The 13288-nt window shown below is 61.4% G+C and carries 12 protein-coding genes; 8 read left to right on the plus strand and 4 right to left on the minus strand.

The genetic code is table 11. From position 1 onward, the window contains the following. Positions 1-30: 30 nt before the first annotated feature. The 8 genes from HU759_RS28085 to HU759_RS28120 all read left to right on the plus strand — a co-directional run bounded on the left by HU759_RS28085 (position 31) and on the right by HU759_RS28120 (position 9026). Complete coding sequence (locus HU759_RS28085; protein ID WP_186617043.1) at positions 31-1953, plus strand: putative nucleotidyltransferase substrate binding domain-containing protein; 1923 nt, start codon at positions 31-33, stop codon at positions 1951-1953. After that, the gene (locus HU759_RS28090) at positions 1950-2657 is read left to right on the plus strand and encodes a 3'-5' exonuclease (RefSeq protein WP_170036890.1); all 708 of its coding nucleotides are present in this window, start codon (positions 1950-1952) and stop codon (positions 2655-2657) included. The genes HU759_RS28085 and HU759_RS28090 overlap by 4 nt, the downstream gene beginning before the upstream one ends. A gap of 145 nt (positions 2658-2802) precedes the next feature. Then, entirely contained in the window at positions 2803-3321 is a 519-nt protein-coding gene (locus HU759_RS28095; protein WP_017138011.1) for an RNA polymerase sigma factor, read from the plus strand. Beyond that, positions 3318-4280: a FecR family protein gene (locus HU759_RS28100; protein ID WP_186617040.1), complete on the plus strand. Its 963-nt coding sequence runs from the start codon at positions 3318-3320 to the stop codon at positions 4278-4280. The genes HU759_RS28095 and HU759_RS28100 overlap by 4 nt, the downstream gene beginning before the upstream one ends. A gap of 206 nt (positions 4281-4486) precedes the next feature. After that, on the plus strand, positions 4487-6895 hold the full coding sequence (locus HU759_RS28105) for a TonB-dependent siderophore receptor (protein WP_170036886.1): 2409 nt from the start codon (positions 4487-4489) through the stop codon (positions 6893-6895). Between the two features lie 63 nt (positions 6896-6958). Continuing rightward, positions 6959-8062, plus strand: coding sequence for a PepSY-associated TM helix domain-containing protein (locus HU759_RS28110; protein WP_058420528.1), 1104 nt, complete (start codon positions 6959-6961; stop codon positions 8060-8062). Further along, a complete protein-coding gene (locus HU759_RS28115) occupies positions 8059-8241 on the plus strand; it encodes a hypothetical protein (protein WP_170036884.1) in 183 nt (60 codons plus the stop codon). The genes HU759_RS28110 and HU759_RS28115 overlap by 4 nt, the downstream gene beginning before the upstream one ends. A 155-nt stretch (positions 8242-8396) precedes the next feature. Then, a complete protein-coding gene (locus tag HU759_RS28120; RefSeq protein WP_170036882.1) occupies positions 8397-9026 on the plus strand; it encodes a glutathione S-transferase family protein in 630 nt (209 codons plus the stop codon). Between the two features lie 237 nt (positions 9027-9263). On the opposite strand, the gene creD is transcribed toward HU759_RS28120, so the two are convergent. Genes creD through HU759_RS28140 form a run of 4 tightly spaced genes read right to left on the minus strand, consistent with a single transcriptional unit; the run spans position 9264 to position 13284 of the window. Continuing rightward, on the minus strand, positions 9264-10616 hold the full coding sequence (creD, locus tag HU759_RS28125) for a cell envelope integrity protein CreD (RefSeq protein ID WP_170036880.1): 1353 nt from the start codon (positions 10614-10616) through the stop codon (positions 9264-9266). A 51-nt stretch (positions 10617-10667) separates the two neighbouring features. Continuing rightward, entirely contained in the window at positions 10668-12107 is a 1440-nt protein-coding gene (gene creC, locus HU759_RS28130) for a two-component system sensor histidine kinase CreC (protein WP_170036878.1), read from the minus strand. Beyond that, positions 12107-12775, minus strand: a complete 669-nt coding sequence (gene creB / locus HU759_RS28135; protein ID WP_017138003.1) for a two-component system response regulator CreB — start codon at positions 12773-12775, stop codon at positions 12107-12109. Before creB ends, creC begins: the two co-directional genes overlap by 1 nt. A gap of 8 nt (positions 12776-12783) precedes the next feature. Next, complete coding sequence (locus HU759_RS28140; protein WP_138452293.1) at positions 12784-13284, minus strand: ATP-dependent zinc protease; 501 nt, start codon at positions 13282-13284, stop codon at positions 12784-12786. Between the last annotated feature and the right edge of the window lie 4 nt (positions 13285-13288).

Below are 13288 nucleotides of genomic sequence, written 5' to 3' on the forward strand. Positions count from 1 at the left end.
GATAACGACAAAAAAACTGCGGTCACTGTTATGAGTAAAGCTGATGCTTTCACGCACGCGGGAAAAACCGCCGTGTTGCAGAACATCCACGGCACCCTGCAATTCCTGCAACGCTTCCCACCGTTCAACCAGATGGAAAACGCCCACCTGGCGTTCTTGGTCGAACAGTGCCAGCTGCGTTTCTACGGCCCCGGCGACAGCATTCTCAAACCGTCCGGCGGGCCGGTGGAGCACTTCTATATCGTCAAGCAGGGCCGCGTAGTCGGCGAGCGGCCGGACTCGACGCAAGCCACCTTCGAGATCACCACCGGCGAGTGCTTCCCTCTTGCCGCGTTGCTGGGTGAGCGTGCGACACGCACCGAGCACAAAGCCGCCGAAGACACCTTCTGCCTGCAACTGAACAAGCCGGCGTTTATCAAGCTGTTCGCCCTTTCCAGCCCGTTTCGCGATTTTGCCCTGCGCGGAGTCAGCAGCCTGTTGGATCAGGTCAACCAGCAGGTGCAGCAAAAGGCCGTGGAAACCCTGGGCACCCAGTATTCACTGAACACCCGCCTGGGTGAATTGGCCATGCGCCACCCGGTCACCTGCAGCCCGACCACGCCGCTGCGCGAGGCAGTGACACTGATGCATGAGCAACAAGTGGGCAGCATCGTGATCGTCGACGAGCACAAGGCGCCGCTGGGGATTTTCACCTTGCGCGACCTGCGCCAGGTGGTCGCCGATGGCACCGGCGATTTCAATCAAGCCATCGCCGGCCATATGACCCAGGCGCCGTTCTTTTTAAGCCCGGACCACAGCGCTTTCGATGCCGCCATCGCCATGACCGAGCGACACATCGCCCATGTGTGCCTGGTAAAAGACCAGCGCCTGTGTGGCGTGGTGTCCGAGCGCGACCTGTTTTCCCTGCAACGGGTCGACCTGGTGCACTTGGCCCGCACCATTCGAAACGCACCCCGGGTGGAAAACCTGGTGGCGATTCGCGGTGAAATCGGCCAACTGGTCGAACGCATGCTGGCCCATGGTGCCTCCTCGACTCAGATCACCCACATTATTACCCTGCTCAACGACCACACCGTGTGCCGGGTGATCGAACTGACCCTGGCCGACAAAGGCGACCCTGGCGTGCCCTTCAGCTGGCTGTGTTTCGGCAGCGAAGGGCGCCGCGAACAAACCCTGTTTACCGACCAGGACAACGGCATCCTGTTTGAAGCCAAGGACGCCGCCGAAGCCGCCGAGATCCGCGGCCGCCTGCTGCCCCTGGCGCAGCAGATCAACCAAAGCCTGGCGTTGTGCGGCTTCAGCCTGTGCAAGGGCAATATCATGGCCGGCAACCCCGAGCTGTGCCTGTCACGGGCCGAATGGGCGCGACGCTTCGGTGCATTTATTCGCGAGGCCACGCCGGAGAACCTGCTCGGGTCGAGCATCTATTTCGATATGCGCGTGGTGTGGGGTGACGAGCGCGGTTGCGAGCAACTGCGCCAGGGCATTCTGGATCAGGTGGCCGATAACCGCTTATTCCAACGCATGCTGGCCGAGAACGCCTTGCGCCAGCGCCCGCCGGTCGGGCGTTTCCGCGACTTTGTGCTGACGCGCAAAGGCGCCGAAAAGGCCACGCTCGACCTCAAGGTGCAGGGCCTTACGCCCTTTGTCGATGGCGCGCGCCTGTTGGCCCTGGCCAACGGTATCCACGCCAACAATACCTTGGAGCGCCTGCGCCAACTGGTGGTCAAGGAGGTCATTGAGCCGCTGGATGGCGCTGCCTATGAGGAGGCCTATCACTTTATCCAGCAAACCCGCATGCAGCAGCATCAGCTGCAAACCCGCGAGAACCTGCCGTATTCCAACCGCGTCGACCCCGACAGCCTCAACCACCTGGACCGGCGCATCCTGCGTGAATCCCTGCGCCAGGCCCAACGCCTGCAAAGCAGCCTGACGCTACGGTATCAGCTGTGAGCCTGTTCAGTTGGCTGCGCAAGAACAAGCCCGGGCTCGACGCGGCTCAGCAGCAGCGGCTGGCACAATTGCCCAAGCCCGCATTGCTGGGCGAAGGGTCGTTACGCAGCCAACGTTGGGTGGTGGTCGACCTGGAAACCAGCGGCCTGAACCTCAACCGCGACCAAGTGCTGTCCATCGGCGCGGTGGTGATCGAGGATGGCGCGGTGGATTTTTCGCAGATGTTCGAGCGCACCCTGCTACGGGCCAACACCAAGGTTGGCCCCAGCGTGTTGATCCACGGCCTCGGCCCCAGCGCGATTGCCGCCGGCAGCGACCCGGCCGAAGCCTTGCTGGACTTTATGGCCTTTGTCGGCGACAGCCCGTTGCTGGCGTTCCATGCGCCGTTCGACCAACACATGCTGTGCCGGGCGCTCAAGGACAGCCTGGGTTATCGGTTGGCCCATCCGTTCCTCGATGTCGCCGACATCGCCCCGCTGTTGTGCCCCGACGCGAATATCCGTGAAGCCGGGCTCGATGACTGGATCAACCACTTCAAGCTGCACGTGGGCGAACGCCATCACGCCAGCGCCGATGCATTGGCCACGGCAGAGCTGATGCTCATCCTTTTCAGCCGTGCGCGCCAACAGGGAATCGACAGCCCACAGGTGCTGCAAGAGCGCTTGAGCCAATGGACACGGCGCAAACAAACACCATCTTTCTAGCGAGACGCGGAGCGTCCCAGGAGGCATTCCCACGCAGAGCGTGGGAACGATCGTCCGACAGACGCCAATTGCGCGCATTCCCGGCCTCTGACACAATCGCGAATAATTCTCGTTAGTTTAAACCCCTTGTTTATTCGGTGATGCCTTGTCGTCGGTCCAAACCCCACACAGTGAGCTTGTTGGCGCGTTGTATCGCGACCATCGTGGCTGGTTGTTGGCGTGGCTGCGACGCAATGTGGCCTGCCCGAGCCGCGCCGAAGACTTGAGCCAGGACACCTTCATACGCCTGCTGGGCCGGGACGAGCTGCGCGAACCGCGCGAGCCACGTGCGTTCCTGGTGGCCATCGCCAAAGGCTTGCTGTTCGACTACTTCCGCCGCGCGGCGCTGGAGCAGGCGTACCTCAGCGAGCTGATGCTGATCCCGGAAAGCGAACACCCCTCGCCCGAAGCACAGCAACTGATCCTCGAAGACCTCAAGGCCATCGACCGCCTGCTCGGCAAGCTGTCGAGCAAGGCCCGCGCTGCCTTCCTCTATAACCGCCTCGACGGCCTGGGCCACGCCGAAATCGCCCAGCGCCTGGGTGTGTCGGTGCCACGTGTGCGCCAGTACCTGGCCCAAGGCATTCGCCAGTGCTACATCGCACTGTATGGCGAGCCGCTGTGACAGGCTCCAAACCGGTCACGGCCCGTGTGCTGGATGCGGCGATTGCCTGGCAACTCTCGCTGGGCTCAGGCGACGGCAGCCTGGTTGCACAGGAAGAGTTCGCCAAATGGCTGGCCAGTGATGAAGAACACGCACGCGCCTGGCGTCAGTTGGGCATGCTCGACCAGCGCTTCAGCGTAGCTTCTGGCCCGGCGCGGGCGGCGCTGTTGCAGTCACGCCAAGGCATTCGCCAGCGCGTGCGCAAGTTGGGCGGCGGTTTGGCCAGCATCGCGCTGGTGATCGGCCTGGCGCTGTTTGCCGGCGAGCGTTACGTGCCGATCCACTATTGGCTGGCCGACCAGCGCACCGCTACCGGCGAGCAACGCACGCTGAAGCTGGCCGACGGCACGCTGATCAACCTCAACACCCACAGCGCCATTGACGTGCGCTTCGATGAAAAACGCCGGCTGATCGTGTTGCAGGAAGGCGAAATCCTGGTCGAAACCGGCCACAACGATGCCCGACCGTTCTATGTGAAAACCCGTGATGGCAGCCTGCGAGCCCTGGGTACGCGGTTTATCGTCAAGCGCGAAGACGACGCCACGCGCCTGAGCGTGCTGCAGTCTGCCGTGGCCGCCCAGCCTGAGGCGCTGCATCAGGAGCAGATTTTCAAGCAAGGCCAGCAAGTGCTGATGCGCAGCGACGGCCTCGGCCCTGCGCGGGTGGTCGAACCCGCCGCAGACGCCTGGACACGCGGCATGCTGGTGGTCGACAACGCCCGCCTGGGCGATGTGGTTGCAGAGCTGAGTCGTTACCGCACCGGCTACCTGGGCGTGGATAAAACCGTGGCCGACCTGCGCATCACCGGCAGCTTCCCGCTGCACGACACCACCCTGGCGCTGAATGCCCTGCTGCCGACCTTGCCGGTGCAGATCGAGCAGCACACGCCGTGGTGGGTGACCGTGAAGGCTAAGCCTTAGGTTTTTCAGTGCCTGGCCGATCGCCTTCGCAGGCAAGCCAGCTACCACCTTTGGAATTGTGAACACCGTTAAAGGTGGGAGCTGGCTTGCCTGCGATGAGGCCCTCAAAGCCACCTCAAAAAAATATTTTCACCCAGCCCTATCACTTTCTGATTCTCATCCGGCACCTAGGCAATTGAGAAATATTTTCATTCAGGAGCCGCCCCATGTCCCGCACGCTAGACACCTTGTTGCGCCCCAGCCTGTTAGCCATGGCCATTGCCCTCAGCGCCCCGCTGACGAGCACCGCGCTGATCGCCGCCGAACAGGCTAGCAACGTGCGCGCCTACAACCTGCCGGCTGCGCCATTGGCGAGCACCCTGAACCAGATCGCCAGCCAGTCGGGCCTGGCCCTGACGCTGAACCCTTCGCTGGCAGCGGGCAAGACCTCAGCACCGGTCAAAGGCCAATTCGATGCCCAGGCCGCGTTGCGCGAGGCGTTGCGTGGCACCGGGTTGCAATTGGAGCAAAGCAGTGCCGGGACGTTTACGCTGGTGCCTGTCCCGGAAGGTGTCGTGGCGTTGCCAGAGACCAGCATCATTGGCGCAGGCAGCTATGAAAGTGCGTGGGGACCGGTGGATGGCTATGTCGCGACTCGCACCGCGGCAGGCACCAAAACGGATACGCCGATCATTGAGGCACCGCGCTCCATGTCTGTGGTTACCCGTGCTCAGATGGAAGACCGTGGCGTGCAGAACCTGGATGACGCCGTACGCTACATGCCCGGTGTGATCGCAAGCAGTTATGGCAGCGACTCCCGTGCCGACTGGCTGCGGGTACGTGGTTTCGAACCCACTCAGTTCCTGGACGGCCTGCCACTGCCAAAAGGCTCCTATGCCAACCCAAAACAGGAAACCTGGAACCTGGACCGCATTACTCTACTGCGCGGCCCTGCTTCTTCGGTATATGGTCAAACGCCACCGGGCGGGATGCTAGACATGGTCAGCCGCCGCCCACGAGCGGAAAGCAGCAACGCTGTACGCGCCGAAGTCGGCAGCAACAACCGTAAGCAAATCAGCTTCGACAGCACCGGCAAGATCGATGATCAAGGCCAATTTCTGTACCGCGTCGACGGTGTGGTGCGTGATAGCGGCACGCCCATCGACCATATCGAAGACAAGCGCTATAACATCGCGCCGAGCCTGACCTGGAATATCAACGACGACACCCACCTTACCCTGCTCTCGCAATTTACCCGCGACGATACCGGTATCAGTGGCCAGTTCCTGCCGTTGCAAGGCACTAAACTGGGGTCGCCAGCAGGCAAGATTTCGCATCACAAAAACCTTGGCGAGCCGGATCAGGACTACTACGACCGCACCTACTACGCCCTCGGTTATGCCTTCGACCATCGTTTCAACGATACCTGGCAGTTCAAGCAAAACCTGCGTTACACCAAAAGCGAACTAGCCTTCAACACTACCTACTCCAGCTACGGCGACACTGCCGTAGGTGCAGATGGCATGCTGAAACGTATCTACGACAAAGTGGATGAAGACATCGCCCAACTGGCCGTAGACAACAACTTCCAAGCCGATTTCCAAACCGGGGCCCTAAGCCACACACTGCTGCTGGGCCTGGACCACCAGCGCTCCAACACCGACTACCACTGGGTCGAAGGTAGTGCGGCGAGCATTAATCCGAACCGCCCGATCTATAACCAGCCACGCCCGGCTGGCGCTCCGTTCACGTTCTACGATTACAACCAGAAAACCGTGCAGACAGGGCTCTACGTACAGGACCAGATCGCTTTGGAAAAATGGCGCCTGACCTTGGGCGGCCGTGAAGACTGGATTCACACCGGCACCACTTTCTTCAACCTGAATGACGCCACCAACACGCAACGCGACAAGGCCTTCAGTGGCAACGCAGGTCTGAGCTATGTGTTCGACTCAGGCATCACGCCCTATATCTCCTATACCGAGTCGTTCCAGCCCACTGCTGGCGCCAGTGCGAGCGCTACGGAATCGTTCAAGCCGACCCAGGGCAAACAGACTGAAGTGGGTGTGAAGTACCAGCCAGTAGGCAGCAAAACCCTGCTGACCGCAGCCGTGTTTGACCTGCGCCAGCAAAACGTTTCGGTGACACAAAACAACATCACCAGCCAGATCGGCGAAATCAGCGTGCGTGGCCTGGAGCTGGAGGCCACATCTGAAGTAACCGACAACCTGAAACTGGTGGGCTCGTACACGTACACCGACACCGAAATCCTCAAGGGGGACGACAAGGGCAACCGCATGAAGTTGGTGCCACGTAATCAGGCGTCGCTGTGGTCTGATTACACTTGGCATTCGGGTGTATTGGATGGTTTCGGCGTTGGTGCTGGCGTGCGCTATGTGGGCGACACCTACGGCAACACTGCGAACACAGCCAACGGCCACGTAGGTTCGTACACCGTGTATGACGCTGCAGTGCATTACGACTTGAGCCGCCTTAACCCAGTACTTGCTGGTGTCTCGGTGGATGTCACCGCCAAGAACATCTTCAACAAGGACTACTTGTCGACCTGCGACGGCGCTTGGTGCTACTACGGTGATGAACGCAATGTCGTGGCGGCTGTGAACTACAAGTGGTAAACCACTGACACGGTCACCCAAGGGTCACGGCAACGCCGTGGCCCTTTTGCATTTGGATGAACCATGAAAAGCAAAACCATCCGCCGCTGGTCCTTCATCCACACCTGGACCAGCCTGATCTGCACGGTATTTCTGCTGCTGCTCGCCCTCACCGGCCTGCCGTTGGTGTTTCACCACGAGATCGACCACCTGCTGGGCAACGAGCCGGAACTGGCACAGATGCCCGCCGACACGCCGCAGCTGAACCTTGAGCAGTTGGTGGCCAAAGCCCAGGCTCATCGCCCCGGCGAGGCCATGCAGTACCTGGCGTGGGACGAAGACGACAAAAACGGTGTGATCGCGATCATGGCTGCCACGGCCGGCACCGAGCCCAACTCGTCCCACACCTTCATGCTGGATGCGCGCACCGGTGAGGCCGTGGAAACCCCGGCGGCCAATGGCGGGTTGACCCTGTTCCTGTTGCGCTTGCACGTGGATATGTTCGCCGGGCTGCCAGGTAAGTTGCTGCTGGCGTTCATGGGCATTCTGTTTGTGGTGGCAATTGTCTCGGGTACGGTGCTGTACCTGCCGTTTATGCGCCGGTTGAAGTTCGCCACCGTGCGTAAAGACAAATCCACCCGTCTGCGCTGGCTCGACCTGCACAACCTGATCGGCGTGGTCACGCTGACCTGGGCGCTGGTGGTGGGTGTCACCGGCGTGATCAGCGCCTGCGCCGATTTGATCATCGCCGCCTGGCGCCAGGACAGCCTCAGCGCCATGATCGAGCCGTACAAAAACGCGCCGCCGCTGACCCAACGCGCACCGGCCACCGAACTGCTGAGCATCGCCGCCAAGGCCGCGCCCGGCATGGAGCCGGACTTTATCGCCTTCCCCGGTACGCGCTTTTCCAGCGAACACCACTACGCGGTGTTCATGAAGGGCAGCACGCATCTGACCTCACACCTGCTCACGCCGGTGCTGATCGACGCCAGCACCCTGGCCGTCACCGCCATCGCCGAACGGCCGTGGTACATGGACGCCATGGGCATGTCCCAGCCGCTGCACTTTGGCGACTATGGCGGCATGCCGATGAAGATCCTCTGGGCGGTGCTGGATGTACTGACCATCATCGTGTTGGGCAGCGGTGTTTACCTGTGGATTGTGCGGCGTAAGGCGGCCAAGTCATGAAGCCGCGCCAATCGAGTTTCTGGAAGGTATTCGGCATTCCGCTGGGGATTGGCCTGCTCAGCGCTGCCGGGTTGTTTGCGGCGCTGTTGGGTGACGGGCTGTGGGATTCGTTGAGTTGGGTGGGGTTGGGTATTCCTGCTGCCATTGGGGCTTGGGCCTTGCTTAAGCGGCGTGGCTGAAGGCCTCATCGCAGGCAAGCCAGCTCCCACAGGTTGATGTGTGTACGCAGTCAAGTGTGGGAGCTGGCTTGTCGAGTCGTCGCACCGCTGCGATAGGGCCTTCAAAAACAACCACAATCCTACTAGGCTAGCCCTGCCATTTCCGAGGAATGCCCATGTCCGCGCCCAGCATGACCTTGTTTCACAACCCCGCGTCACCCTTTGTTCGCAAAGTCCGCGTGCTGCTGATCGAGACCGGCCAGCAGCACCGCGTGGCCTTGCATGGCTGCATGCCGACGCCGGTCAACCCCGACGCACAGGTGGTGCAGGACAACCCCGTGGGCAAGATCCCGGCCCTGCGCCTGGCCGATGGTTCGGTGCTGCACGACAGCCGGGTGATCCTCGATTACTTCGACCACCAGCACGTCGGCAACCCGCTGATCCCGCGTGACGGCTCGGCCCGCTGGCGCCGCCTCACCCTCGCCTCGATGGCCGATGGCATCATGGATGCCGCCGTGCTGGTGCGTTACGAGACCGCCATGCGCCCGGCAGAAAAACACTGGGACCAATGGCTGGAGGAGCAGCGCAACAAGATCCACCGCACCCTCGCCGAGCTGGAAAGCGATGCGATTGCCGAACTGGCCAGCCACTTCGACATCGCCGCCATCAGCGTGGCCTGCGCCCTGGGTTACCTGGACTTTCGCCACCCCGACCTGCAATGGCGCGCCAGCAACCCCAAGCTTGCCGACTGGTATGCCGAGGTCAGCCAACGGGCTTCCATGCTGGAGACTCAGCCACCGCTCTAACGGGGTGAACCACGCTCCCTTGTGGCGAGCGGGCTTGCCCCGCGTTGGGCCGCGAAGCGGCCCCAGTCAAGCAAAACGCGGTGTACCAGAAACGCCCCTGTGGCAGGTTATGGGGCTGCTGCGCAGCCCAGCGCGGGGCAAGCCCGCTTGCCACACACAGCCCATTTGCCGCATAAAATAACGCATTGATTTTTCCGACCAATTGCGCGCACACCTGCTGATCTTCACGCAACCCAATCATTGCGCCACCTCCCGACCTTTGCGCTTGCCCACGCCATACCAATCCAGTTTGCGCGTCAGCACCATCACCGTACCCAGCAGCCCGAACAGCAGCAGCGAGCCCATCAGCAGCGCGTAATCTTCAGCGCTCAGCAGCCCGTACAACAAGCCATACAACGCCGCCAACCCCACCGAAAAGCCCAGGCCATGCACAACACTGCGCAGCACATGGCACACATAAAAGCCGATCAACAATACACAGGCACTCGCCGAGATCAGGTAGGCCAACGCAAAGCCCAGGTGTTCGGACAACGACAACAGCAGCAGGTAAAAGAACGCCAACGCGAAGCCCACCAACGCGTACTGAATCGGGTGTACCGCGAGGTTCTTCAGTACTTCGAAGAGGAAGAAACCGGCAAACGTCAGGGCGATAAACAGCAGCGCGTATTTGATCGCGCGGTCGCTCTTGAGGTACTGGTCAACCGGGTCGATGAAGTTCACGCCAAAGCTACGGTTGCTGAAGTCTTCACAGCCCTGGCGATCCAGGCAGGTTTGCAAGGCTTGTTCGAGGTTGGTGGAGAAAAACGAAGTCTGCCAATTGGCGCTGAAGCCCTTGTCAGTGACCTCTCGCTGCGCCGGCAGGAAGTTGCCGATAAAACTGGGGTGCGGCCAGTTGGACGCGAGTGACACCTGGCTGGTCTTGCCCACCGGCACCACTTGCAACTGTTCGGTGCCTTGCAGGCGCAGGTCAAAAGCGAAGTCCACCACGCCCGGTTGTTTGCTGTCCTGCTCGGGCAGCGTCACATGCACGCCCTCGCCCAACCAGTCCACTTGCGAGCCTGGCGAGAACGCCAGCCGTTGGCTGCCCAGCTCAAGCTTCAGGGCGTTTTCGATGCCACGAATATCGCTGATACCCACCGCCAGAAACGCAGGCTCAAAACGGTAATCGGCAAAGTTTTCTGTAATGCCCAACTGCGCTGGCAACTCGAAACGCCCACTGATGCGGTTGTCTGCATGGAACAGTCGCGCCTGGTAGATGCCACGCGATCGCAGTTCGGTTTGCACCTTGCCGTCGAGTTCAAAGCGGTCCGGCAAAAAATACAGACGGCCGCGCTCTTCACGGGTTTCCTCGTAGCGTTTGTTGAGCTTTTCATTGAGTTTCCACTCGCGCACGGTCTTGCGATAGGGCACTACCATGACCGGGCCGGTAATGCGCTGGCTGTAGCTGGAGCTGCGGGCGATGTCCATCAATACGCCGTCTCGCAGTTGCTGGCGGTCGCTGATGATGCCGTTGATCATCAGCAGCGGAATCAGCAACAGCAGCATCAGCAGCGCAATGGCGCCAAGTTTGAACAGCAGGCTTCGGTTCATGGGGCTCTCCCTGTTTGGATGGGCAGAGCGTGAACCGCGCCTGTGGGAGATTTATGTGGGCACTGTGGAGACTGTGTGGAGATGCAGCACCACCTGCACGCCGCCTTGCACATTGCCGATCTGCAATGCGCCGCCGTGCAGCTTCATCACTTCTTCGACAAAATTGAGGCCCAGGCCGGTGCTTTTGCGCCCACTGACCGGGCGCGGCAACGAGTAGAAACGCTCGCTCAAGCGCGGCAAAGCGTAGTCGGGAATCGGCGCAGCCTGATTGAACAGGCTGACCTGGACGTCGTTATGCTGCGCCTGTGCGCTGAATCGCAAGGTGCCGCCGGGCGGTGTGAAGTCCAAGGCGTTATCGAGCAGGTTGCCCAGCGCCTGGCGCAACAGGAAAGGCTCACCGAACACCTTCACGTCCGCCGCTATCGTCTGTTCGACCTGCAGGCCGGCGCCTTCGATTCGTGCACATTGAGCCTTGAGTACCTCGTCGACCAGGGCCGCCAACGGCATGCGGGTCTGTTCTTCCAAACCCTGGCGCTGCTCCACCTGGGCAAGGTTGAGCAGCCGCTCGATCAACTGCTGCAAGCGCGCACTTTCGCTGTCGATATTGCCGATAAAACGCTGCTGCTGCTCGCGGCTCATATCGCCCTGCAACAATTCCGCCGCGCCGCGAATGGCGGCCAGCGGGCTTTTCAATTCGTGGGTCAGGGTGTGCACGTAATGCTCGACGTAGGCTTTGCCTTCCAGCTGCGTGCGCATGTGCTCCACAGCGGTGGACAGCTGTTTGAGTTCGCCGCCACGGTAATGTGGCAACTCGGCCCGTCGACCTTCGCTCACCGCCTGCGCATAGGCCGTGAGCCGATGCAGCGCCACACTCAGCCACCACGACAGCAATGCGCCCAACAGCAGGCCCAAAACCACCAACCCGGCGCCGTACCAGAGCAAGCGGTTCTCGGTGCGATCCACATAAGGCTGCAACGAGCTGTTGGGCTTGGCCACCGTTACCACGCCGATGATTTGCCCTTTGTCGCGGATCGGCGCGCCCACGTGCATCACCGACGAAGTGGGATCGTCCAGCTCGCTGCGGGTGGACCGGGCGCCGTACTCACCCCGCAAGGTGAGGTACACGTCGTTCCACCGTGAATAGTCCTGCCCCACCGCTTCGCCCGTGGAATCGAGCAGCACGATGCCGTTGGCGTCGGTCACGTAGATGCGGTGGTTAACCTGGTTTTTCGGCAGGCCCCAGATGGTCGCGCCGGGCTGGCGATTGCCGTAGGCCTTGAGCAACTCAGGCCAGTGGCTTTGGCCGAGGGTATGATTTTTTACGTCATCGCGCAGGATCTCAGCCAGCAGGTTCGCCGTGTCCACCAAAGTTTCTTCGGTGGACTGGCGCACGCCGGGGCGGATTTCCTTCATCACCGTGTTGAGCACAAAGTAACCGGTGAGGCCGATAAACAGCGCATACACCAGGAAGATCCGCAGCCCCAGGCGCATCAGCTGTGGCTCGGGCTGTAGCTGTAGCCGAGGCCACGATGGGTCTGGATCGGCTCGGCATCCGCCGCAATGCCCCGCAGTTTGCTGCGCAGGCTTTTGATATGGCTGTCGATATTGCGCTCGTAGCCGGCATCGGCCGGCACGCCCACCGCGTCGAGCAATTGCTCGCGGCTGAACACCCGCTCGGGCTGCTCCAGCAAGCTTTGCAGCAGGCGGAATTCATGCCGCGTAAGGCTCAAAGCCTGGCCGCGATAACTGATCTGCATGCGCTCCAGGTCGACCTGAAACACGGCCGGCGCGGCACCTGGGCTGACGCGTTTGAGAATCGCCCGAACCCGCGCCGCCACTTCCCGTGGGCTGAACGGCTTGACCACATAATCGTCGGCGCCGATCTCCAGGCCCACCACCCGGTCAATCTCGCCGTCGCGCGCACTGAGGAACATCACCGGCACTTCACTGAAGCGGCGAAGTTGCTTGCACGTCTCAAAGCCGGTGATGTCCGGCAGGCCGATGTCGAGGATGATCAGGTCGGCAGGCGTCTGGCGTTGATGCGCCAGCGCCTCCTGGCCAAGGCTCAGCCAGGTAGTGGTGAACCCCTCGCCTTGCAGGGCAAAGATCAGCGTGTCGGCTATCGCCGCTTCGTCTTCGACAATCAGGATGTGCGGCATAGGCTCGATCAGCAGTCCGGTTTGTCGGCAGTGTAACGACGGGCCGGGTTAACCGCCGCGCCGAACTCACGCAGGGCCTTGGCGCCGATCAGCAACGGGTAGTTGAAACTGCTGCGGTCAGTGAGGTTGACCTCGACGGTGCGCTTGACGTTGCCCAGGCACATTTCCAGGTCGATCACCGGGCGCTTGGCCACGGTGGCTTCGTCCTTGTCCTCGTCTTCATCGGCGCGGCTTTTGATTTTGCTGATGCGCGAGACTTTGTGTTCGTAGACCTTGTCGCTGGCGTCCTTGCCGCCGAGGCGGAAGCGCACCCAGTCGTCGCCATCGCGCTGGAAGGTTTCGATATCGCGGGCCGACAGCGAAGCGGTCAGCGCGCCGGTGTCCATCTTGGCCTTGAAGGTTTGGCCGATCTCCGGCAGTTGGATGTATTCGTAGCGACCGTAGAGGGTCGGTTCGGCGGCCATGACAGGCACGGCAGCCAGGGCGAGTAAGGCAAGGAGCAGTTTCACGAAG

It is taken from the genome of Pseudomonas sp. OE 28.3, assembly GCF_014268205.2.
Classification (GTDB): domain Bacteria; phylum Pseudomonadota; class Gammaproteobacteria; order Pseudomonadales; family Pseudomonadaceae; genus Aquipseudomonas; species Aquipseudomonas edaphica.